Origin of the sequence: Falsiroseomonas sp. (assembly GCF_051859025.1) — a bacterium.
GTDB lineage: Bacteria > Pseudomonadota > Alphaproteobacteria > Acetobacterales > Acetobacteraceae > Falsiroseomonas.
On sequence record NZ_JBHYGL010000005.1, the window covers coordinates 74506 to 97338 of the forward strand.

Annotated in this window: 21 protein-coding genes; 9 read left to right on the forward strand and 12 right to left on the reverse strand. The window is 70.4% G+C overall.

What is annotated here, in order from left to right; genetic code table 11:
* Positions 1–30: 30 nt before the first annotated feature.
* From ACTIE5_RS08000 to ACTIE5_RS08015, 4 genes are all read right to left on the reverse strand, one after another.
* Positions 31–1062, reverse strand: coding sequence for an Ldh family oxidoreductase (locus tag ACTIE5_RS08000; protein ID WP_439549167.1), 1032 nt, complete (start codon positions 1060–1062; stop codon positions 31–33).
* A complete protein-coding gene (locus ACTIE5_RS08005) occupies positions 1059–2171 on the reverse strand; it encodes a 4-oxalomesaconate tautomerase (protein ID WP_439549168.1) in 1113 nt (370 codons plus the stop codon). Before ACTIE5_RS08005 ends, ACTIE5_RS08000 begins: the two co-directional genes overlap by 4 nt.
* A gap of 10 nt (positions 2172–2181) precedes the next feature.
* Positions 2182–4137: a tripartite tricarboxylate transporter permease gene (locus ACTIE5_RS08010; protein WP_439549169.1), complete on the reverse strand. Its 1956-nt coding sequence runs from the start codon at positions 4135–4137 to the stop codon at positions 2182–2184.
* A gap of 62 nt (positions 4138–4199) precedes the next feature.
* Positions 4200–5318 carry a Bug family tripartite tricarboxylate transporter substrate binding protein gene (locus tag ACTIE5_RS08015; protein ID WP_439549170.1) on the reverse strand — a complete coding sequence of 373 codons (1119 nt, stop codon included), beginning with the start codon at positions 5316–5318 and terminating at the stop codon, positions 4200–4202.
* A 185-nt stretch (positions 5319–5503) separates the two neighbouring features.
* On the opposite strand from ACTIE5_RS08015, the gene ACTIE5_RS08020 reads away from it, so the two are divergent.
* Together ACTIE5_RS08020 and ACTIE5_RS08025 are read left to right on the forward strand one after the other, a co-directional pair.
* Positions 5504–6472 (forward strand): Bug family tripartite tricarboxylate transporter substrate binding protein, encoded by a 969-nt coding sequence (locus ACTIE5_RS08020; protein ID WP_439549171.1) that lies wholly within the window; start codon positions 5504–5506, stop codon positions 6470–6472.
* A 13-nt stretch (positions 6473–6485) separates the two neighbouring features.
* Positions 6486–7268 (forward strand): class II aldolase/adducin family protein, encoded by a 783-nt coding sequence (locus ACTIE5_RS08025; protein ID WP_439549172.1) that lies wholly within the window; start codon positions 6486–6488, stop codon positions 7266–7268.
* Between the two features lie 3 nt (positions 7269–7271).
* On the opposite strand, the gene ACTIE5_RS08030 is transcribed toward ACTIE5_RS08025, so the two are convergent.
* The 3 genes from ACTIE5_RS08030 to ACTIE5_RS08040 all read right to left on the reverse strand — a co-directional run bounded on the left by ACTIE5_RS08030 (position 7272) and on the right by ACTIE5_RS08040 (position 9745).
* Positions 7272–8210, reverse strand: coding sequence for a LysR substrate-binding domain-containing protein (locus tag ACTIE5_RS08030; protein WP_439549173.1), 939 nt, complete (start codon positions 8208–8210; stop codon positions 7272–7274).
* Between the two features lie 63 nt (positions 8211–8273).
* Positions 8274–9023 (reverse strand): GntR family transcriptional regulator, encoded by a 750-nt coding sequence (locus tag ACTIE5_RS08035; RefSeq protein ID WP_439549174.1) that lies wholly within the window; start codon positions 9021–9023, stop codon positions 8274–8276.
* Positions 9020–9745, reverse strand: coding sequence for a cysteine hydrolase family protein (locus tag ACTIE5_RS08040; RefSeq protein ID WP_439549175.1), 726 nt, complete (start codon positions 9743–9745; stop codon positions 9020–9022). Before ACTIE5_RS08040 ends, ACTIE5_RS08035 begins: the two co-directional genes overlap by 4 nt.
* 129 nt (positions 9746–9874) lie before the next feature.
* Between ACTIE5_RS08040 and ACTIE5_RS08045 the strand changes: the two genes are divergently transcribed.
* Entirely contained in the window at positions 9875–10843 is a 969-nt protein-coding gene (locus tag ACTIE5_RS08045; RefSeq protein ID WP_439549176.1) for a Bug family tripartite tricarboxylate transporter substrate binding protein, read from the forward strand.
* Between the two features lie 4 nt (positions 10844–10847).
* On the opposite strand, the gene ACTIE5_RS08050 is transcribed toward ACTIE5_RS08045, so the two are convergent.
* Positions 10848–11774 (reverse strand): polysaccharide deacetylase family protein, encoded by a 927-nt coding sequence (locus ACTIE5_RS08050; protein WP_439549177.1) that lies wholly within the window; start codon positions 11772–11774, stop codon positions 10848–10850.
* Positions 11775–11860: 86 nt separating this feature from the next.
* Between ACTIE5_RS08050 and ACTIE5_RS08055 the strand changes: the two genes are divergently transcribed.
* From ACTIE5_RS08055 to ACTIE5_RS08080, 6 genes are all read left to right on the forward strand, one after another.
* Entirely contained in the window at positions 11861–13126 is a 1266-nt protein-coding gene (locus tag ACTIE5_RS08055; protein WP_439549178.1) for a CaiB/BaiF CoA transferase family protein, read from the forward strand.
* Positions 13126–13968, forward strand: a complete 843-nt coding sequence (locus tag ACTIE5_RS08060) for an HpcH/HpaI aldolase/citrate lyase family protein (protein WP_439549179.1) — start codon at positions 13126–13128, stop codon at positions 13966–13968. The genes ACTIE5_RS08055 and ACTIE5_RS08060 overlap by 1 nt, the downstream gene beginning before the upstream one ends.
* Positions 13965–14174, forward strand: a complete 210-nt coding sequence (locus ACTIE5_RS08065) for a hypothetical protein (protein ID WP_439549180.1) — start codon at positions 13965–13967, stop codon at positions 14172–14174. The genes ACTIE5_RS08060 and ACTIE5_RS08065 overlap by 4 nt, the downstream gene beginning before the upstream one ends.
* Positions 14167–15588, forward strand: a complete 1422-nt coding sequence (locus tag ACTIE5_RS08070; protein ID WP_439549181.1) for an amidase — start codon at positions 14167–14169, stop codon at positions 15586–15588. Before ACTIE5_RS08065 ends, ACTIE5_RS08070 begins: the two co-directional genes overlap by 8 nt.
* The gene (locus tag ACTIE5_RS08075) at positions 15585–16550 is read left to right on the forward strand and encodes a Bug family tripartite tricarboxylate transporter substrate binding protein (RefSeq protein WP_439549182.1); all 966 of its coding nucleotides are present in this window, start codon (positions 15585–15587) and stop codon (positions 16548–16550) included. The genes ACTIE5_RS08070 and ACTIE5_RS08075 overlap by 4 nt, the downstream gene beginning before the upstream one ends.
* 107 nt (positions 16551–16657) lie before the next feature.
* Positions 16658–18406 (forward strand): DEAD/DEAH box helicase, encoded by a 1749-nt coding sequence (locus tag ACTIE5_RS08080; RefSeq protein WP_439549183.1) that lies wholly within the window; start codon positions 16658–16660, stop codon positions 18404–18406.
* Positions 18407–18452: 46 nt separating this feature from the next.
* On the opposite strand, the gene ACTIE5_RS08085 is transcribed toward ACTIE5_RS08080, so the two are convergent.
* The 4 genes from ACTIE5_RS08085 to ACTIE5_RS08100 are packed head-to-tail and all read right to left on the reverse strand — an operon-like array spanning position 18453 to position 22757.
* Positions 18453–19427, reverse strand: coding sequence for a Bug family tripartite tricarboxylate transporter substrate binding protein (locus tag ACTIE5_RS08085; protein WP_439549184.1), 975 nt, complete (start codon positions 19425–19427; stop codon positions 18453–18455).
* A gap of 45 nt (positions 19428–19472) precedes the next feature.
* A complete protein-coding gene (locus ACTIE5_RS08090) occupies positions 19473–20366 on the reverse strand; it encodes an SMP-30/gluconolactonase/LRE family protein (protein WP_439549185.1) in 894 nt (297 codons plus the stop codon).
* 1 nt (position 20367) lies between these two features.
* Positions 20368–21342, reverse strand: a complete 975-nt coding sequence (locus ACTIE5_RS08095) for a Bug family tripartite tricarboxylate transporter substrate binding protein (protein ID WP_439549186.1) — start codon at positions 21340–21342, stop codon at positions 20368–20370.
* A complete protein-coding gene (locus ACTIE5_RS08100; protein WP_439549187.1) occupies positions 21339–22757 on the reverse strand; it encodes an amidase in 1419 nt (472 codons plus the stop codon). Before ACTIE5_RS08100 ends, ACTIE5_RS08095 begins: the two co-directional genes overlap by 4 nt.
* Between the last annotated feature and the right edge of the window lie 76 nt (positions 22758–22833).

Consider the following 22833-nt stretch of genomic DNA (forward strand, 5'->3'; position numbering starts at 1 on the left):
CCTCCGTTGTTGAGGCGAAGGCTACGCCCGCTAAGGCTCCCCCGCCAGTTCCCGCAGCTTCACCAGATCGGCGGTCGCGACCCGCACGCCTTGCGCGCGCTGGCGATGCAGCAACTGCATCTCCCGCTCCCCGGGCAGCATCACGGGGCGTGCGGCATCGGCCGGGGGCGTGGTGTGGATGATGTCGATGAAATCCGCCATGCGCGCCCGCAGCACCTCCACTGGCGCCAGCTTCGTCGCATCGATGGCGATGAAGACATGGCCGAGGTCTTGCGCCACCTCCGGCGCCTTGTCCCAGGCGCTGACGCGGGTGAGGTAGGAGGCGCCGGAGAGCAGGCCCGCGAGGAGATCGACCATCACCGCCAAGCCATAGCCCTTGTGGCCGCCGACCGGCAGCAGGAAGCCCGCCAGCGCCGCCTTGGGGTCCGTTGTCGGCCTGCCTTCCGTGTCCGTCGCCCAGCCTTCCGGCATGGGCTGGCCTGAAGCCGCGAGGCTGCGGATCTTGGCGCGCGCCGCGACGGACAGCGCCATGTCCAGCAGCACGGGATCGCCGCCGGGATTGGGCACGCCGATGCCGATGGGGTTGTTGCCGATCCGCGTATCCTTGCCGCCCCAGGGCGCGATCGTCGTCGTCGCGTTGCTCGCGATCAGCGTGGCGAAGCCCTGTTCGGCGGCGATCATGGCGTAGGGGGCGATCGGGCCGAAATGATTGCTGCCGCGGGCAAAGGCGGCGCCGATGCCGCAGGCGCGCGCCCCTTCCAGTGCCGCCTCCAGCGCCTTCATGCCTACCAGCGGGCCGATGCCGTTGCGGCCATCGACCATGGCGAGGGCGGGCATCACGCGCGCCACCTGCACATCGGCGGCCGCATCGATGCCGCCGACCTTCACGCGGCCGAGATACTGGGGCACGCGGCTGATGCCGTGGGTGGACAGGCCGAAGAGATCGGCCAGCACCAGCACGCGCGCAGCCAGCGCGGCCTCATCCTCCCGCATCCCGCCGGCGACCAGGGCGCGCGTGGCCAGAGAAAGCAGCGCGTCTTCCGCGATGGTGGCGTCCGTCATGCGCCGTGGCCGGCCCAGACCGTGGCGGGGATATAGACCTCCCCCTTCATGATGCGGCGCGCCGTCCGCAGCGTGCCGCCACCAAGGATGGTGGCGCTGCCATCGGCCGCGGTGCCTGTGGTGATGACGGCATCCATGACGCCGGAGGGATGTTCGAGGGTGACATTCTCCCGCGCCTCGTCGTTGACCACGGCGATGCCGGCGGCGACCGTGCCGGGCAGCTTGCAGGCGCTGGCGATGCAGATGCCGCCGGTGACGGCCATCGCCTCATGCAGCGCCAGCGGCGTGAAGTAGCGCGCGGCGACGCCGGTGCCGCCCTTCGGTTCGCCGACGATGGCGAATTTCGGGATGACGCGGCCTTCGGCGTCGCCCATGCCCATCGCCAGACTCGCGGCACGGCGGATGCGCTCGATGCGCGCCATGAAGTCCTTGTCGCCATCCAGTTCGGCGCTCGTCTCCTGCCCCGTCTTGCCGAGGTCCTTCGCGCGGGCGATGACGACGGGCATGGCGACGTCGAGGCAGGTGACTTCGATACCCTCGATCACGTCCTTCGGATTGCCGGTCGGCATCAGCTTGCCGGTTGCGCCGCCGACGGCATCCGCGAAGTTCAGCACGATGGGCGCGGCGGTGCCGGGGACGCCGGCAATCGCGGTGTCGCCATCATAGGTCACGCGGCCGCCGGGGGTCTGGACCACGGCCTCGATCAGCGCGCCGGTGTTGACGGCGCGGATGAGGACCTTCGTCTCCCCGTCCTCAGCTGGCACCAGGCCGTTCTCGATCGCGAAGGGGCCGATGCCGGCGAGCATGTTGCCGCAGGTGGGGCCCCAGTCGACGAGGTCCCTGTCCACATTCACCTGGGCGAAGAGGTAGTCCACCTGCTGCGGTTGGCCCGCTTCCGCCTTGCTGACCATGACGGTCTTGCTGGTCAGCGTCGTGGCGCCGCCGAGGCCGTTGATCTGCCGCGCATCGGGGGATCCCATCACGGCCTGCAGCACGCGGCCTGCTGCCTCCCGGTCCGCCGGAAGGTCGCCGCGCAGGAAATAGGGGCCGCGGCTGGTGCCGCCGCGCATGAAGGTGCAGGGGATCGCAGTCTGCAGAACGGGTCTCATCAGAATCGCCTTATCGGAGCGGCCAGGGCAGGTCGATCATGGATTGCAGCAGGCCACTGGGGAAGTCGAGCACCAGGACATCCGCCACCGCCACCAGGCCGCCATTGGCGATGGCCGTCAGCACCAGCGTCTTCGTCCAGGTGCATTTCGCCGCGACCCGCAGGAACGCCAGGAAGAACACGATGCTGGCGAGCAGGAAGCCCAGCAGCGCGGAACCCAGGATGAGGCCGGCGAACCAGAACAGATAGGTCCAGAACCCGCCCTGGCTGGCATCCGACCCTTCCTCCCCATCATGCAGCAGGGAGCCCGCATCCTTCGCGAAGAACAGCTTCAGCACGATGGGGATGCTGATGACCAGCATCGCGCCGGCCACCATGGCGGGAAAGACGGCGCCGAGGAAGCTGTGCTTCGTGGCGTCCAGCAGCACGGCGGCGAAGATCACGACCGGGACAAGGGCGAAGATCGCCTGCGGCCGCGCCTGGCCGCGCTTCTCGCTCTCATCATCCGTATCGGCCAGGCGGCGCTGGCGGGCCCCGATGAAGACGAAGATCGCGATCATGGCGGCGATGATGAGCACGCCCGGCCGTTCGACGAAGCCCCAGCCATAGAACTGCACGGCCTGGTACAGGTAGGTCTCCATCGGCTGCGCGAGGACGAAGCCCACCACGAAGGGCGGGCGCGGCCAGCCGAAGCGGCGCATGAACAGGCCGAGCACGCCGACGGCGAGCAGCAGATAGAGGTCCGCGGCATCCCGGCTGGTGTTGAAGGCGCCGAAGCAGACGATCATCACCATGAACGGCGCGATCAACCCGAAGCGGATGGTCGTCAGCCTGGCGATCAGTGGCGAGGTCACGAAACACAGCGCCGTGCCCATCACATTCGCGATCGCGAGCGACCAGATGATGGCATAGGTGAGATCGAGACGCTCGCCGACGAGTTGCGGACCGGCCTCGATCCCGATCAGCGTCATGCCGCCGAGGAAGACGGCCATGGAGCCGGAGGAGGGGATGCCGAAGAACAGCGTCGGTACCAGCGCGCCACCTTCGCGGGCGTTGTTCGATGCCTCGACGGCGATGACGCCGCGGACATCGCCCTTGCCGAACTGTCCGTTCTTCTCGGTCTGCACGGCGTGGCCGTAGACGATCCAGTCCGTCACGCTGCCGCCGAGGCCCGGGATCGCACCGAGCAGGCTGCCGATGGTGGAGGTGCGGAGCAGCAGCCACCAATGCTTCGCGATATCGCGCAGCCCCGCCATCCAGCCCTTTCCGAGCTCCGCCGTCTTCGAGATGGTGCCGCCACCACGCGCCAGATCCACGATCTCCGGCAGCGCGAAGATCGCCAGCACCAGCACCGGCAGGGGCAGGCCGTCACTGAGATAGAGCGTGCCGAAATCCAGGCGGTATTCCGCCGTGGCGGGCGCGGAGCCGATGGTGCCGAGTGCCAGACCCAGCCCGCAGGCGACGAGCCCCTTGCCGAAGCTGCGGCCCGCCAGCACGCCCACCATGGACAGGCCGAGCACGGCCAGCATGAACAACTCGGCCGTGCCCAGCGCGAGAATCAGAGGCCGCGCCACCAGCACCGCACAGCTCAGGATGATGGCGCCGACCAGCCCGCCGATCATGGAGGCGATGAAGGAGGCCGACAGGGCCCGCGCGGCCTCCCCGCGCCTCGCCATCGGGAAGCCATCGAGAATCGTTGCCTGGCTGGCGGAGGAGCCGGGGATGCCCATCAGGATGGAGCTGTAGGTATCCGCCGTCGCCGCCACCGCGACGAGCCCCGTCAGCATCGCGAGCGCCGCGACCTGGTCGAGCCCATAGATGAAGGGCAGCACGAGAGAGAGGCCCGCAAGCCCGCCGAGCGCTGGCAGCACGCCGATCGCGTAGCCGATGGCCACGCCCAGCGCCATGTAGGCCAGCCTGTCAGGGCTTGAGAGCTGGACAAGGGCGGAGAGCAGGGCATCGATCATCGCGCGTCATCCATAGGCAGGGGCAGAGGGGCCCGCATCGGCGATGCGGACCCGTTGACGCGCTATTCGCGACCGAGCGTGTGGTTGAAGCGGCGCTGCAGCCAGTCCCGCGTCCATTGCCGGACCTCGGGCGACATGGTGGTGGCGGCGGCATAGGCGCGGTCGGCGGGCTCGCCCACCGTCTCGTTGTATTCGCCGATGACGGGGCCGCGCTTCTCCCGGTATTCCGGGTCCGCGATGGTCTTGCGGAACGCGTCCTTGTAGGCGTTCACCAGATTGGCTGGCGTGGTCTTCGGCAGCACCACGAATTTCTGCGCGCCGAACCCCGCGATGAACAGCGCCTTCCACGCTTCCCAGGCTGGGCCGGATGGCGGGCGGCCCGTGGCGGCCTGGAGGAATTCCGCGAAATGCGGCAGGTCCGGGAAATTGCTGTCGCGGACGAGTTCGCCGGCGTCGTTCAGGCTGCCCCAGCTGCAGAGCGGCACGGCCTTTCCTTCGCGCACCAGCGGCATGACCTGGCTGATATAGGCGGAGCTGGTCTGGTAGTCGATCGGCGTCTCGCCACGCTCGAAGGCAAGCCTGCCCTGGCCTCGACCCTGCATGCCCATGACGACCTGCACATCGATGCCCAGCAACTCGAACGCCAGCGCGGGCACCATGTCGAGCGAGGTCGGTCCCTGGCTGCCGAATTTCAGGCCCGTCGTCGCCCGCAGCCTGGCGATGTCCCCGGGGCCGCGCACGCCGATCTCCGGCCGGATGTACATCACGCCACCGGTGGGGGAAGCGAGGACCGGCACCCAGTTCGCATAGTCGTACCGCACCCGCGGATCGCCCAGCAGGAAGGGGAACTGGATGGAAGCGGTGGTGCCGAGGATGGTGAGCCCATCCGGCCGCGCCCGCGCGGCGAACTGGTTCGTGCCGTTGATGCCGCCGCCGCCGGTGATGTTGCGGATCACGATGGTGGGGTTGCCCGCCATGTGGCGGTTGAGGAACGGCAGGTGGAATCGCGCCCAGGTATCGGACCCGCCGCCGACCGACATGGGGATGATCCATTCGATGGTGCGGCCGGCGAAATCCTGCGCGCTGGCCTGGCCCGGCAGCGCCGCCGCCATGCCGAGCCCGGCGCCGAGCCGGATCAGGTCGCGTCTCCCGGCGTGCAGCACGCCTTCGCGTTCAGCCATGGTCGTCTCTCCCGAAACTCTGGCGAGTTTGTCCCGCCTATTGGGAACGATAGAACCCTTTCCGCGGCGATGGCAAAACCCCTCGTCGTCTCGCCTTGCTCGCAGCCGGGGTGACGCCGGCGGTCCGACAAGGCAAAATGTCGTCAAGGGGCACGGTCCACCGCGCCCGAACCGGAGGAATCGTCATGCAACGCAGGCAGGCCCTGCTTCTCGCGGCGGGCGCCATGACGGCGCCCTCGCTGATCCATGCGCAGGAAGCCTGGCCGGTGCGCCAGGTACGAATCATCATCCCCTTCGCGGCCGGTGGCCCGCAGGACGTGCCGGCGCGCATCATCGCGGACCGACTCAGCCGGCGCATGGGCGCCACCTTCATCGTGGAGAACCGGCCTGGCGTCGGCGGCGGGCTGGGTGCCCAGCAGGTGGCGCGATCGGAGCCCGATGGCGCGACGCTGCTGTTCATATCCTCCTCCATCGCGATCCTGCCGACGCTCCAGGCGCAGTTGAACTTCGACCCGCTGCGCGACCTGGCGCCGCTGACGGTGGTGTGCGACGTGCCGGCCGGGTTGATGGTGCGTGCGGACAGCCGCTTCGCGGACCTGCCCGCCCTGCTGGCCGCGGCCCGGGCGCAGCCCGGGATCCTGACCTACGGATCCGGCGGCGTCGGTTCCGCGAATCACCTGGCGGCCGCGCAGTTCGGCGCGCTGGCGAATGTGGACATCACCCATGTCCCGTATCGCGGCGTCAGCCAGGCAGTGAACGCGATCTATACCGGGGAGATCGACTTCGTCTTCGGCAGCACCATCGAAGTGCTGGCCCATTACCGCCAGGGCCGGGCGCGCCTGCTGGGCATGACGCTGCCGAACCGCGTTCCTGCCGTGCCGGAGATTCCGGCCATCGCCGAATTCGTCCCCGGCTACGCCGCGCCGAACTGGTTCGCGATGTTCGCGCCGAAGGCGCTGCCGGAGGCGCTGCATGGCCGCCTGGTCGCGGAACTGCTCGCGATGCGCAATGACGAGGATCTGCTGAACCGCCTCAATACCGCCGCTGCCATCATGCGCATGGACGGCCCCGCCGCGCTGACGGCGCAGCTTTCCGCCGAGATCCCCCGCTGGCGCGAGGTGATCCAGCGCGCCGGCATCCGCGGCGATTCCTGAAGGACCCACAACCATGACCCAGTTCGGCCCGCTTGAGATCGCGCCCATCCAGGCTTCCGTCAGCGACGCGGAATGGCGGGCGCGGCTCGACCTCGCTGCCGCCTACCGGCTCTGCGACGGCTACGGCATGTCCGACATGATCTACACCCACATCTCCGCCCGCGTGCCGGACGCGCCGGACCAGTTCCTGATCAATCCGAACGGCATGCTGTTCGGGGAGATCACGGCATCCTCCCTGCTGAAGGTGACGATCGAGGGCGACGTAATCTACAAGCCGGACCTGCCCTATGGGCTGCACAAGGCGGGCTTCACGATCCACAGCGCGCTGTATCGTGCGCGCCCGGATGCGATGGCGGCGATGCATACCCACACCATCGCGGGGATGGCGGTCTCGGCGCTGAAATGCGGGCTTCTGCCGCTGACGCAGACGGCGACGCGCTTCTACGGCCGCGTCGCCTACCATGATTTCCGCGGGCCGGAGCGCGATCCCTCCGAGCGTGATCTGTTGGCGAACAGCATCGGGGCGAAGAACTACTGCATCCTCAAGAATCACGGACTGCTGACGCTGGGGGAGAGCGTGCCGGAAGCCTTCATCGCGATGTGGGGGATGGAACGCGCCTGCCAGGCGCAGCTTGCCGCCATGGCCTGCAACACGGAGCTGGAGATGCCCTCGCCCGAGGTCGTGGCCCGATCCTGCGCGGCCTACGACCTGACCCAGTCCCGCCGCTACGGCCTGCTGGAATGGCCGGGGCTGCTGCGGAAGCTGGACCAGGTGGACAGCAGCTGGCGGCAATAGACGTCACGCCAGCGTCGCCGCCACCTTCACCGCGCTCTGCTCCGCCAGGATCTGCTGGACTGCCTGGCGGAGCAGCCGCACGTCGCGGATGCGGCTGAAGCCCGGGCGGTGGAACAGCGCCACGTCGCGGGAGATGCTGCCATCGCCGATGCGGCGATAGGCCACCATGTCATCCAGCAGCGCGCCCACCTGCACGGCGAGTTGCGGCAGCAGGGAAACGCCGACGCCGGCCGCGATCATCTGGCGCAGCGTCTCCAGGCTCGCGGCCTGCAATTCGGGGCGGTCCACTGCCAGGCGCCCGGCGTAGTAGGCCAGGGCGTGTTCGCGCAGGCAGTGGCCCTCACTCATCAGGATCAGGTCCTGGACCGGCACATCCTCCCGCCGCACCTGCTCCACACGCGCCAGCGGATGATCGCGCGGCACGGCGAGGACGAATTCCTCCCGGAACAGCTTCAACTCGGTGAGTTCGGGGCCGGGGAGGGGGGAGGCGGCGAGGATGGCGTCCAACTCCCCTTCCTCCACTTGGCGCGCCAACTGCCGCGTATAGCCTTCGGACAGCAGCAGGCGCAGATGCGGGAAGCGGGCGCGCAGCGGCTTGAGCAGGAAGGGAACCAGGTAGGGGCCGAGGGTGGCGATGACGCCGAGGCGGAAGGTGCCTTCCAGCGGCGCGTTGCCGGCGGCCGCGACCTCGAACAGCCGGCGCGCCTCCGCCACCACCAGCCGCGCCTGCGCGACCACCTCCGCACCGCGGGACGTCACCAGCACGCCGCGCGGTGCGCGTTCGAAGACCTCGATCTTCAGCAATTCCTCCACCTTGCGGATCTGGGCGGAGAGGGTGGGCTGGCTGACCGCACAGGCTTGGGCGGCGCGGCCGAAGCTAAGATGCTCCGCCACCGCCAGCAGGTATTCCAGGTCACGCAGGGAAAGGCCGGCGAGGGTCATGGCGGGTCCTTCGCGAATGCCTGCGCAATATCGCGCCCTGCGTGTGAAGGTCCAGGCCCGATGCTACTCCGGCGATGACAGGCGGATGGCGTAGGCGAAGCGGGGGGAGGCGGCGTGGAGGTTCACGGTGGCTTCCAGCAGCAGCGCCTTCGGCCCGTAGAAGCGGCGCACGATCCGCAGGCCCGGTGTGCCGGCGCGCACCCCCAGCGCATGGGCGGCGGCGCGGGGCAGGGACAGCGCCGCGATTTCCTGCCGCATATCCACCACGGGGATGCGCCACTGCCGCTCGATCAGGCGGTAGATCGGTGTGCGGCCGACCTCCGGCCGCTCGGCCGCCGCGGCGAAGGGGGCGGGGACGAACATCTCCACCGCCGCCAGGGGCGTGGGGTCCGTGCCGGCGGCGGTGCGGATGCCGGTGATGCGCAGCATCTCCGCCCCCGCGCCATCGCCCAGCAGCGCGCCCAGTGCGGGGTCCACCACCAGGCGGTCACGCTTCGTGACGGTGAGTTGCGTGGGGCCGCCATAGCCCATGAGGTCCGCCAGCGACCGCACAGCCATCTCATAGGTCGGGCGGGGGCGGCGGGCGGTGACGCGGGTGCCGACGCCGTGCACGGGCTCCACCAGGCCCTGGTCCCGCAGCCGGCGTAGGGCCTCCCTCACCGTGGCGCGGCTGACGCCATGGGCCTCCGCCAGCTTCGCCTCCGTGGGCAGGTTCTCTCCCACCGCGGGCTGGCCGGCGGCGATGGCGGCGGCCAGCGCTTCCGCCAGCGCGGCATAGCGCGGGCCGAGGCGCGTGGCGCTGCGCCTGGTCACGCCGGCGCGGTCCCGTCGCGCAGCGTACCGAGCCAGGCCAGCACCTCCTCCATCGGCAGGACATCGGCGAATTGCCGGTCCATGTCGAAGAGAGCGATGGCGTGGGAGATGGGGATGCGGTCGAACACGGCTTCCTGCGGCACGATGGCGCGAAGATTGTAGGACGCCGCGTCGAACACCGTCGCCTGCACGCAGTTGCTGGTGGCGCCGCCGGTGACGATGACGGTGTCGATGCCGCGGTCGATCAGGTAGCCCAGAAGGGGCGTGCCATGGAAGGCGGAGGGCTTCTTCTTCACGAAGACGAGGTCGCGCGCATGGGGTTCCATGCCATCGGCCAGTTCGGCGCCGCGCGAGCCGGCCAGGCACCAATGGTTGCTGGAAAGCAGGTCCCGCTTGCGGCCATAGACGCCGATGTCGCGGCCTTCCGGGTCGAGCTCGAAGCGCGTAAAGATGCAGGGCGCGCCCGCATCCTGCGCAGCCCGCACCACCTGCGCGGCGGCGGCCAGCGATGCGCGGCCGATGGCCCCGCAGCTTGACGGCCAGGCAGCGTCATCGCCCTCCGCCCCAACCATGTAGCGCTGCGCATCGATGACGAGGACTGCGGCGCGACGCCCGAAGCCCATGCGACGGCCGAAGCGCCCCTTCGACAGGACGGCGCGATCGGCCTCCGTCAGGAAGATGTCCCAGGGGCGGCCCAGGGGGCTCGCGGTGTCGCTCGGCATGCGGTTCCTCCTGCGCGCGGCGTTGACCCCGTTGGGGGCGCCGCATAGCCTTGTCCGGACAACATGATAACCGAGGGCGCCGCGGATCGCGAGCGGTGCGTCCGGATGGCAGCCGAGGGAAACGGACCGATGATGCGACGCAGGACGCTGCTGGCCAGCGGCATGGCGGGGCTTTCCATGCCGGCGCTGGCGCAGGGCGCGGAATGGCCGAACCGCCAGGTGCGGCTGGTCTCCCCCTTCCCGCCGGGCGGTGCCGCGGACCTCACGGCACGCATGGTGGCGGAGGAACTGACGGCGGCGCTGCGACAGACCGTCTTCGTGGAGAACCGCGTCGGCGCGGGTGGCGCCATCGGTACCGAACATGCGGCGCGCAGCACGCCGGATGGCTACACCTTCCTGCTGGCCAGCACCGGGCCCTTCGCGATCAATCCCGGCCTGTTCAGGCTGAACATCGATCCGTCGCGCGACCTGATGCCGGTGGCGATGGTGGCGATCGTGCCCTCCATCTTCATCGTCAATGCGGCCGTGCCGGCGCGGACGATGACGGAACTGCTGGCGCTGGCCAAGGCGCAGCCCGGCGCACTGTCCTATGCCAGCGGCGGCAACGGCACGGCCCAACACCTTTTTGGCGAATTGCTGAAGCAGATGGCGGGGGTGGACATCCAGCACATCCCCTATCGCGGCGGCGGGCCGGCCATGACGGACACCATCGCGGGGCGCGTGCAGATCCTGTGCGACACCCTGCCCCTCGCCCTGCCGCATATCCGGGAAGGCCGCGTGCGGGCGATGGCGGTGACGACGGCAACGCGCAACGCGGCGCTGCCGGATATCCCGACCGTCGCGGAAGCCGGCGTGCCGGGCTACGAGGCGACGGGCTGGTACGGCATCGCGGCACCGACGGGCACGCCCGCCGCGGCGGTGGAGCGCGTGAATGGCGAGATCAACACGCTGCTCGCCCGCCCTGCCTTCCGGGAAAAGCTGCTGGGCGTTGGTGCCGAACCGGCGCCGATGACGCCTTCCGCCTTCGGCGCGCTGATCGAGCGCGACCGCGCGCGCTGGACCCGCGTGATCCGGGAGGCGAATATCCGGCCGGACTGAGAACCTATTCGTTCAGGCCCTTGCCGGGATAGGGATGCGTCGCCGCCCAGTGGCGCGCGATGTCGATGCGCCGCGTGATCCAGACGCCCTCCTTCGCCGCCATGTGATCCAGCAGGCGGTGCAGGCCGGCGGCGCGGGCGGGCTGGCCGGTGATGCGGGAATGCAGGCCGATCGACATCATCGCCGGCCGGCCCGCCACGCCTTCGGCGTGCAGCACGTCGAAATGGTCGCGGCAGAAATGGAACCAGTCATCCGATGTGGTGGCGGCGCCGAAGTGGCGGGCGTCGTTCGTCGTCATGGTGTAGGGCACGACCAGATGCGGGCTGCCCTGCACCGTCACCCAATGCGGCAATTCGTCGCCGTAATAGTCGCTGTCGTAGAGGAACCCGCCGTGTTCCGCGACCAGGCGGCGCGTGTTCACGCTGGGTCCGTAGCGGCAGTACCAGCCCTCCGGCGCCATGCCCGTGGTGGCCTTGAAGCTGGCGACGGCGCGGGCGATCTGCGAACGCTCCTCGGCCTCATCCATCTCGTAATGCTTCACCCAGCGCCAGCCATGGGAACAGATATCCATGCCGCTGTCGCGGATCGCCTCCGCGATCGGCCGGTTGCGTTCCAGCGCCAGGGCGCAGGCGAAGAAGGTGAGGGGGAGTTTCCGTTCCTCGAAGGCGCGGAGGATGCGCCAGAAGCCGGCGCGGCTGCCGTATTCGAACATCCCCTCCGCCGCCAGGTCGCGGCCGCGGGGGATCTGCGCGCGGGCGGCGGCCTCCGTCAGGTTGTTCTCGGTGAAGCCCTCCCCATCCTGGACGGAGGGTTCGGACCCTTCCTCCACATTCAGGACGAAGTTGACCGCGATGCGCGCGCCGTCCGGCCAGCGCGGGTCCGGCGTGTGGCGCCCATAGCCGACGAAGTCCCGCTTCACCTGGTAGGTCATCCTGCCCCCGCCTGCCGGCGCATTGACCCGGGCCGGGCCGCGCGCCTACCGTTGTACGGACAACGACACTAGCTGAAGGCGGGCGCGTGGGCGATACCCCAGTGAAGCACAAGCCGCGATCCACCAAGCGGCGGCGCGATTTCGACCCTGCGGCGAAGGGCGCGCTGGATGGCGTGCGCGTGATCGACCTGGCGCGCCTGGTCGCGGGCAACATGCTGACCAAGGTGCTGGCCGACCATGGGGCGGAGGTGGTGAAGGTCGAGCCGCCGGCGGGCGACAGCCTGCGCGCCTGGAAGGTCGGCGGTGTGGAGACGGCGTGGAAGACCTGGTGCCGCAACAAGCGCAGCACCTGCATGGATTTGCGCAACCCCGATGCCATCGCGGTGGTGAAGCGCCTGGCGGCGACGGCCGACATGTTCGTCGAAAGCTTCAAGCCCGGCACGCTGGAGGCGATGGGCCTCAGCCCCGACACGCTGCTGGCAATCAATCCGAAGCTGGTGATCGTGCGCGTCTCCGGCTGGGGACAGACCGGCCCCTACAGGCACAAGGGCGGCTTCGGCACGCTGGTGGAGGGCTATTCGGGCTTCGCCGCCATCAACGGGTTCGAGGATAGGGAGCCCGTGCTGCCGCCGATGTTCATGGCGGATGCCTATGCGGGGCTCTACGGCGCCTCCGCCGCCATGATCGCGCTGCATCACGCCGGACGCACCGGGCAGGGACAGGTGATCGACCTGTCGCTGTTCGAGCCGATCTTCGCCGTGCTGGAACCGCAGATGGCGAATTGGCGGATGATGGGCACGAAGAAGCCCCGTACCGGAAGCCGCAGCACCAACACGGCGCCGCGCAATGCCTATCGCACGAAGGATGGCGGCTGGCTCAGCCTCTCCACCTCCACCCAGGCGGTCTTCGTGCGCCTGATGCAGAGCATCGGGCGGGCGGAGATGGTGGATGACCCGCGCTTCCGCACCAACCCCGACCGCCTGAAGCATATCGAGGCGATCGACGGCGTCATCCGCGACGCCATCGCGCTGATGACGCGGGAGGAGGCGCTGGCGAAGTTCGACCGCGATGGCGTCACCATCGGCCCCATCATGGATGTCGAGGATATCGACGCCGACGACTATGCCGCGCGGCGGGAGGCCCTGATCGAGGTGCCGGACGCCGAGATGCCCGATGGCTGGCTGCCCATGCATGGGGAGGTGCCGCGGCTTTCCGTCACCCCCGGCATCCTGCGCAATGCCGCGCCCAGGCTCGGCCAGGACAATGACGCGCTGCTGGTGCCCCTGCTGGGGCAGGAGGAGTTCGCGCGGCTGCGCGCTTCCGGCGTGATCCTTCACGGAGAGACTGCCTGATGACCCGCGTATGGCGTTCCATGCTCTATGTCCCCGCCAATGTGCCGCGCTTCGTCGCCAAGGCGCCGGGTGCCGGCGCCGATGCGGTGGTGCTGGATGTCGAGGACAGCGTGCCGCATGACCGCAAGCTGGAAGCGCGCGCGGCGCTGAAGGACGCGGTGCCGATGGCGGCCTCCGGCGGGGCGGAGGTGCTGGTGCGCATCAACCGGCCGCTGAAACTGGCGGTACCGGACATGGAGGCGGCGGCGGAAGCAGGCGCGCATGGCATCCTGCTGACGAAATGCATGGGGCCGGACCATGTGCGGCTGGCGGCGGAAGTGCTGGTGCAGGCACGGCAGAAGATGGTCATCGTGCCGATGATCGAGACGGCGGCCGCGGTGCCGCAGATGGAGGCGATCGCGCGCGCTTCGTCCATGGTCGCGGGGCTGCTGGTGGGGGCGGAGGATCTCGCTCTCGAATGCAACGCGACGTCCGATGACGACCTGATCGTGCTGGCCAAGCGGCAAATGGTGCTGGCAGCCGTCGCGGCGGGTGTGGCGCCGCTCGGCACGCTCGGCACCGTGGCGGATTACCGGGATGCGGCGCGCATCCGCGACCTGGTCGCGCGGTCGAAGCGGTCCGGCTTCGTCGGCGCCACCTGCATCCATCCGGCGCTGGTGCCCGTACTGAACGAGGGATTCTCGCCGAGCGAGAAGGAAATCGACCTCGCACGCCGGCAATTGGCGGCGGCGGAGGAAGCGGCGCGCGACGGGCGCGGGTCTTTCACCGTGGACGACATGATGGTCGATGAGCCCATCCTGATCCGCGCGCGTCGCATCCTCGCGCTGGCGGGCCAGGCATGAGCGAGGAGATCGCCCGGCTTGTGGAGATTTCCATCTGCGATCTGCACGGCATCGAAAGCCGTGCTGGCGCGCCGGCTGTGGCGCGAGAGGTTCTCCGGCTGAACACGGCGGTGCGGGACATCGCCCGCCCGGCGCTGCATTTCAGCGACCAGCCCGCGGATTTCCCGGCGGCGCTGCTGCGGAACGCGGACCCCGCCAATGCTTGAGCTGTCGCTGGCGGAGATCGCCGCCGCGATCCGGGCGCGCCAGGTCAGAAGCCTGGAAGTCACGCTCGCCGCCATCGAACAGGCGGAGACGGCGCAGCCCTTCACCAACGCCTTCGTCGAGATCATGGCAGACCGCGCCCTGGACCAGGCGCGCGCGCGGGATGCGGAACTGCGCGCCGGCCACATCCGCGGGCCACTGCATGGCGTGCCGCTGGCGCACAAGGATTGCTTCGAACGCGCGGGCGCCGTGATGGGCGTGGGGTCCAGGCTGCTGGCGGACAGCGCGCCCGGCACGCGGGACGCGACGGCGCTTGCGAAGCTGGAAGCGGCGGGCGCGGTCGATCTCGGCCGGCTGAACATGAATGAATTCGTCGCGGGGCCGACGGGCCAGAACCCGCATCTCGGCGATTGCCGGAATGCCTGGGATGCCGATCGTATCTCCGGCGGCTCCTCCTCGGGCTCCGGCTCCGCCGTGGCGTCCGGCGCCGTCTATGGGGCGCTGGGCTCGGATACCGGCGGCTCCATCCGCCTGCCCGCCGCCATGCAGGGGCTGTTCGGGCTGAAGCCGACCTATGGGCGCGTCAGCCGCGCCGGCTGCTTCCCCCGCGCGCACAGCCTCGATTGCGTGGGTCCGATGACGCGGACGGCAGAGGACGCCGCGCTGATGCTGGGCGCGCTGGCCGGGCCCGATCCGCGTGACCCGACATCGCTGGATGCACCGGTGCCGGACTATGCGGCCCGCATCGCGACGGCTGGCGCGGGATCGCGCCTCGTCACCCTCGCCGATCCCGGCGCCATGGAGCCCGACATCGCCGCGCGGATCGACGATCTGCTGCGGGTCGCCACCGACCTGCACGGCCCGGTCGCTCGGCGCCCCTTCCCGCAATTCGGCGCCTGCGATGCGCTGGGCGATGTGTTGTCCAAGGTCGAGGCCTCCACCCTGCACGGCCACTGGATGGCGACGAGGGGCGGGGATTACTCGACCGCCGTGCATTCCCGCACGGAGCCCGGCCTGCACATCCCCGCCCAGCGCTACCTGGAAGCGCTGGCGCTGCGGGGACGGATGCTGGACCAGTTCCTCGCGACCGTCATGGCGGATGCCGATGCGCTGATCTGCCCCGCCATTCCCATCGCGGTGCCGACGCGGGTGGAGGCCGACATGGAGGCCGCCGGCCGCGTCTTCCCCGTGGTCGCGGCGCTGACCAGCTGGACGCGCCCCTTCTCCTATCTCGGCCTGCCCGTGCTGACCCTGCCCATCGGCCTGGACCGCAATGGCATGCCCGTGGCTGCACAATTGGTCGGGCGTCCCTTCGGGGAGGCGCGGCTGCTCGCGCTTGGTGCGGGGCTCTCGGCCGCGCTGGGCTGGTCCTTCACGCCGGGGCTGCCGGCACGCATTCACGGAGACGCTGCATGATCGATCGCAGGACGCTTCTGGCCGTAACGGCGCTGGGCGCCATGCCGGGAATCGCGCAGGCCCAGCCGGCCTGGCCGTCCCGCACCGTGCGGATGGTCGTGCCCTTCCCGCCGGGGGGGAGCAATGACGTGCTCGGCCGGGCGCTGTCCGAACGCCTCGGCGCGCAACTCGGGCAAGCCTTCGTGGTGGAGAACCGCGGAGGGGCAGGGGGCGCGATCGGTGCCGACCAGGTCGCGAAATCGGCGCCGGATGGCTACACGCTGCTGTTCATGTCGTCGTCCCTGACGACCAACGCCGCGGTGCAGCGCCTGCCCTACGACCCCGTGGCGGATTTCACGCCCATCGCCCAGGCCGCCGTCGCGCCGATGATCGTGACGGTCGGCAAGGACAGCCCGGCGCGGAGCATGGCGGATCTGGTGCGGATCGCGCGCGAACGCCCGGGGATGCTCCGCTTCGGCGGCGCGGGGCCTGGCGATACGTCCTTCTTCGCGACCGAACTCCTCAAGATGGCCGCCAACCTCAACATGGAGGCGGTAGCCTATCGCGGCATCACCGAAGCCCAGACGGATGCCGCAGCCGGACGGATCGATCTGGTGGTGACGACGCTCGCCTCCGCCCGCGGGTTGATCGAGGCCGGGCAGCTGCGCCTCCTCGCCACCGCCTCCGCGGCGCGGGATGCGCGGATGCCTGATGTGCCGACGGTTCGTGAATCCACGGGAATCGATTTCGTCACCGGCGTCTGGTGGGGCGTCTTCGCGCCCGCCCGGCTGCCATCGGCACTGACGGCCACCATCAACGCGGCCGTGAACCGCGCCATGGCGGAACCGCAATACCAGCGGGTGCTGGAGGCCGGTGGCGCCTCCATGGCCGCGCTGGCGCCGGAAGCCTTCGCCGCCCATGTGCGGTCGGAGGTGGCGCGCTGGACCGATGTGGCCAGGCGGGCGGGCGTCGCCCTCAACTGAATCCCCGCTGCTGACAGGCGTGCCGCGCGGTGCAGCCATGCGCCGGGCGGCGGCGGCCTGCGGTAATGCGTGCGGTGCGCCCCATTCTGCGCTAGGGGGGGCACACAATGCCATTTCCCGAACTGCCCACGCCGATCGCCCAGGCCCTGGCCGAGCGCGGCTACGCCGAACCCACCCCCGTCCAGGCCGCTGTCCTTGACCCCGCAACCATCGGCCGGGACCTCCTCGTCTCCGCCCAGACCGGCTCCGGCAAGACCGTGGCCTTCGGCCTGGCCATTGCCGCGCAGGTGCTGGAGGTACCCCGAACCGGGGCGCCGCTGGCGCTGATCATCGCGCCGACGCGCGAATTGGCCCAGCAGGTGCGGGACGAACTCGCCTGGCTCTACAGCGGCACCGGTGCCCGAGTGATCGCCTGCGTCGGCGGCACGGAAGTGCGCGGCGACCGCCGCATGCTGTCCATCGGCGCGGAGATCGTCGTCGGCACCCCCGGCCGCTTGCGCGACCATGTCGAGCGCAACGTGCTGGACATGTCCCAGCTTCGCGCCGCCGTCCTCGATGAGGCGGATGAGATGCTGGACATGGGCTTCCGGGACGATCTGGAAGCCATCCTGGAAGCAGCGCCGGAAACGCGTCGTACGCTGATGTTCTCCGCCACCGTGCCGCGTGAAATCGCGGCCCTTGCCGCTTCCTACCAGCGCGATGCCATGCGCATCGCCGCGACGGCGGAGGGCGAGCGCCATGGCGACATCGCCTATCGCGCCATGCTGGTCGGGCCGAGGGAGGTCGAGGCCGCCGTGGTCAATGCCCTTCGGTGGTTCGAGGCATCCGGCGCGCTGGTCTTCTGCAACACCCGCGAACAGGTGGCACGGCTGCATGGCAGCCTTTCCGAACGCGGTTTTTCGGCAGTTTCGCTGTCCGGAGAACTGACCCAGGCCGAGCGCAACCGGGCGCTGCAGGCGCTGCGGGACCGACGCGCGCGGGTCTGCGTGGCGACGGACGTGGCGGCGCGGGGCATCGACCTGCCCGACCTCGGCCTGGTGATCCACGCCGAATTGCCGCGGGACAAGGACACGCTGCTGCACCGGTCCGGCCGCACGGGCCGCGCCGGGCGCAAGGGCACGGCGGTGATGCTGGTGCCGCATTCCCGCCGGCGCATCGCCGAACGGATGCTGGCCATGGCGCGCCTGCAGGCCGAATGGTCCGGCCCGCCGAGTGCCGATGACGTCCACGCCAAGGACCGCGAACGCCTGGCCGCCCAGGCGCGGGACGCGGCCGATGTGTCGCTGGATGAGGATGACGTGGCGCTGGGCCAGGCGCTGCTGGCGGAACGCAGCCCCGAACAGGTGGCCGCCGCGCTGTTCCGCGCGCTGCGATCCACGCTGCCGGCGCCGGAGGAGATCACGGCCCTGCCGCCGCCCGCACCCCGTGCGCCGCGCGATACGAGTGGCGGCGAGGGCGTGTGGTTCCGCCTGTCCATCGGCCGCCATTCCCAGGCCGATCCGCGCTGGGTGCTGCCCTTCCTCTGCCGCCGGGGCGATCTGACGCGGCGCGAGGTCGGGCGCATCGATGTGCTGGACCGGGAGACGCGGGTCGAGATCGCCCCTTGGGCCGCGGAGCGCTTCCTGGCCGCCGTCGCCCGGCCGACGGGCGATGAGGACGACCGCATCAAGGTGGAGCCGATGGGCAATGTGGCGCCGGACCGTGCGCCGCCCCGGCCTTCCGGGCCGCCGAGGCATGAGGATCGCGGCCCGCCGCGTGGTGAGGACCGCGGCCCGCCGCGTGGTGAGGACCGCGGCCCGCCGCGTGGGCCGAAGAAGCCTTATGTGTCGAAGCGGCGGGCGCCGCCGCCGCGGTAACGGGTGAGGCCGGGGAAGCTCTGGCTTCCCCGCCTGCATCGTTGGTTCAGATCAGGTCGATCTTCGCGTCGCGCACCACGCGGCGCCACCGCGCCAGATCCGCGGCGATCAGGCGCGCGAGAGTCGGGCGGTCCGTCGCATCGACAGCGAAGCCGACGCGGGCCAGGCGCTCCGTCACCTCCGGCGTCTTCAGCGCGGCGACGATCACCTCGTTCAACCGGTCCAGGATCGGCGCGGGCGTCGCGGCCGGCGCCACGATGGCCGTCCAGGAGCCGGAGACATGTTCCGGCAAGCCCTGCTGCGCCATGGTCGGCACATCCGGCAGTTGCGCGAAGCGCGTCGGCCCGCAGATGGCGATGCCGCGCAGCGCGCCGGATGCCACATGCACGCCGACCGTCGCGGCGTTCAGCACCGCGATCGGCGCCTGGTTCTGGATCACGGCCGTCGCCGCCGCCGGCCCGCCCGTGAAGGGAACCGCCACCGCATCCGTGCCCGTCAGAAGCTTGAACAATTCCATGCCCAGCTGTTCGGAGGAGCCGACACCGGAAGACGCATAGGCAGGGCCGCCCGGGATGGTCTTCATCCAGGCCACGACCTCCTGCACCGTGCGGGCGGGGATGGAGGGATGCACCACCAGCATGTTCGGCGCCGTCATCACCAGCGTCACCGGGGCGAAGTCGCGTTCCACGTCATAGCCGGGGTTGCGCATGATGACGGGGTTGATGGTCAGCGTGCCGCTGGCCGCGACCAGCAGCGTATGCCCGTCCGCCGGCTGGCCCGCGACGAAGCGGGACCCGATGGCGCCGGTCGCGCCCGGCCGGTTGTCGACCACCACGGGCTGGCCGAGTGCCGCCTGCATCCCGCTCTGCACCACGCGCCCGGCCAGGTCGGTCGGCCCGCCAGGCGGGAAGGGGACCACCATGCTGATCGGGCGCGTCGGCGCCCAGGGGGCCTGTGCCTGCGCCAGGCGCGGCAGCAGCAGGGGCAGGGCCAGCAGGCTCAGGGCATCGCGACGACGCATGGTGTGAAATCTCCCGTTGTTGGATGGCAGTGAAGCACAGGGCGGTCAGCCCGCGAACATGGGTTCCGGCAGGGCCTTCACGCCGAGGCCCGTGATCTCCAGCAATGCGCCTTCCCAGCGCTGCACGCCGCGCTGCCAGCCATTCAGGAATTTCCGCGCCGTGGTGACGAACATCACGTCATGACCGGCCCCGCCGAAGCTCGGCATGGTGGGGCAGGAGGAGGGCATGCGGTAGCAGCGATCCACCCGGCCATCGGGGGCGTAGCGTATCAGCAGCCCGTCATAGGGCAGGGCCGCCCAGTAGAAGCCATCCGTATCCACCGCCGCGCCATCGACCTTGCCGTTGTGGCCAGGGAAGTTGGTGGCGGAGAGGAAGACGCGGCGGTTCGCGATGGTCCCGGCATCGAGGTCGAAATCATAGGCCCAGACCGTCTTGGCGCTGCTGTCGGACAGGTACATCGTCCGGTCATCCGGGCTGAAGGCGATGCCGTTGCCGACGATGATGCCCGTCTCCATCCGGTGCACGCTGCCATCGGGGTCGAGCCGCCAGAGGGAGGCCGAGGCCTCATAAGTCTCGACGAAGCGCGCATTCATGCCGCCGCACCAGTAGCGGCCGCGGCGATCCACCTTGCCGTCATTCATGCGGTTGCCGGGCCTGTCGGGCTCCGGCCGCGCGATGGTGTCGAAGATGCCCTTTGCCGGGTCGAGGATCGCGAAGCCCTGCAGCGTGCCGGCAATGAAGCCGCCCTTGGCGCGCAGCCCGATGGAGCCCACGAATTCCGGCAGCTTCCATTCGGCATGGGCACCCGTGGCGGGGTCGCAGCGATGGATGGCGGGCTTCAGGTTGTCCAGCCACCAGACGCAGTTGTCGCGGGGGTCCCAGACCGGGCTCTCGCCGAGTTCGTCGGCCGTGTCGGCCAGGCAGCGGATATTGTCCATCTCAGCTCTCCCGCGCGCCGGCGGACTCCACGATGCCGCGCCACTTCTCCATCTCCGCCGTCACCAGCGCGCGCAGCGCATCGGGCGTGGAGGTCGCGGCATCGGCGCCGAGGGCCCTGGCGCGGGCGCGGAATTCGGGGCGGGCGGTGATGGCGCCGATGGCGGCGTTGAGGCGCGCGACGATGGGCTCCGGCGTCCGCGGCGGCGCGAAGATGGCGTTCCAGGTATAGGCGTCATAGGGCGTGACGCCGGCTTCCTGCATCGTCGGCAGGTCGGGCAGGGCGGCGATGCGGTTGGGCGTCGTGACGGCCAGCGCGCGCACGGCATTGCCCTGGATGGCGCCCATAGCACTCGGCACAGCATCGAACATGAAGGTCAGGCGGCCGCCCTGCAGGTCCTGGATGGCGGGGGCGGAGCCGCGATAGGGGATGTGCTGCGCCTGCACGCCGGCCACCGCCTCCATCAGCACGGCGGAGAGGTGGATGGGGGAGCCGATGCCGGCGGAGCCGTAATTGTGCCGGCCCGGTTCCGCCCTCAGCAGGGCGATAAGCTCTCCGGCGCTGCGGACATTCACGCCGGGATGCACCATCAGCACATTGGCGATGGTGGCAAACAGCGCGACGGGCGCGAAATCCCGCCTTGGGTCATAGGCTGGCGTCTTGGCGATCAGCGGCTGAAGCGCGTGGCTGCCGAGCGTGCCGACCACCAGCGTGTAGCCATCCGGTGGCGTCTGCATCACCGCCGTGCTGCCGATGGCGCCCGTCGCGCCGGCGCGGTTCTCCACCACGACGGGGGTGCGGAAATCGGCTTCCAGCGCCTGGGCCAGCAGACGGCCCATGATGTCGGTGGGGCCGCCGGGCGGGAAGGGGACCACAAGCCGGATGGGGCGGTTGGGATAGCCGTCCTGCGCCAGGGCGGGCGCGGCCAGCAGCGCGGGCGGCAGGGCGCCGAGCAGGGTGCGTCGGGTGAAGGTCATGGCGTTTCTCCCAGGGGCGGCCGCGCCTTGTGCCAGGCGGTGCGCTGTTGAAAGGCCTCGGCGAGGGCGAGCACGCGGGCATCCTCCCCGTAGCGGCCGATGATGTGCAGGCCGATGGGCAGCCCTTCGGGCGACAACCCGCAGGGGACGGAGATGGCGGGCCAGCCCATGGCATTGGCGAAGGCGGTGAAGGCGACGGGCATGCGCGGCCCGGCCTGGCGCCCGCCGACCGTGGCGGGCGGGCCGGATTCGATCGGCCAGGGCGGCGCGGGGCAGGTGGGCGTCACCAGCACATCGTCATCGCCCATGGCGGCGCCGACCGCGGCCCGCCAGGCGGCCAAGCCATCCTGCGCACGGGCGTAGTCGGTGGCGGAGATCGCCAGGCCGCGCTCGGCCGTGGCGCGGATCGGCGGCGTGACGGCATCGCGCCAGCCCTGATGCGCCTCCACCACCCGCGCGACGCCGACGGCGGAGAGCACGGCGGAGACGTCGCGAAGCTGGGTGGCGTCGCCGGGCAGCGCGCCCTCGGTCATGGTGCAGCCCAGCGCCACCAGGACGGAGGCCGCATCGCGCACCAGCGCCGCCACGGCCGGGTCCACCCCTTCGCCGCCAGCCTCCATCACCAGCTGCGCCCGCGTGCCGGGGGCGAGCGGCGCCCCTTCCAGCACCCCGAAGGCGAGGGAGGCGCGGTCCCGTGCATCGCCGCCCGCCAGCACCGCCATCGCCAGCCGGATGCCGGCGACATCCCGCGCCATGACGCCGATGGCCTGGTAGTCCAGCGACAAGGGCGGAAAGCCGTGCAGGCGGGGGATGCGCCCGGTGCTGGGCTTGAAGCCGCTGATGCCCGTGAAGGATGCCGGCAGCCGGATGGAGCCCCCCGCATCCGTGCCGATGGCGAGCGGCGCCATGCCCGCCGCCACCGCCGCCGCCGCCCCGCCCGAGGATCCCGCCGGCACCAGCGCCGTGTTCCAGGGGTTGCGTGTGGTGCCGAAGACCGGGTTGGTGGTGTGGACGGCGAGCGCGAATTCGGGCGTGTTCGTCTTGCCGACCAGCACGGCGCCGCCCGCGCGCAGCCTGGCCACGCAGAGATCATCCACCCCCGGCGCGAAATCCCGGAACAGCCGCGATCCCCAGGTCGCGCCGAAGCCCGCGGCGTAGAGGTTGTCCTTCACCGTGAAGGGCACGCCATCCAGCGGCCCCAGCGCCTGCCCGGCCCGTCGCCTGGCAGCGGCGGCTGAAGCAGCGGCGCGCGCGGCGGGCAGGTCCATGGCGATGATGGCGTTCAGCGCGGGGTTATGGGCGGACAGCCTGGCCAGGCAGGCCTCCAGCAAGGCCTCGGGGTCCGTGTGGCCTTGCGCCAGGGCCGCGGCGGCCTCGGCCAGATCATCGACGGGCAGGCGGGCGGCTGGTTCCATACAAGCAGCATGCGACGTTGTTGCCACCGTGCAAAGCCGGGGCCCGCCGGTTTGACGCGGCGCGAGACCCCTCCCT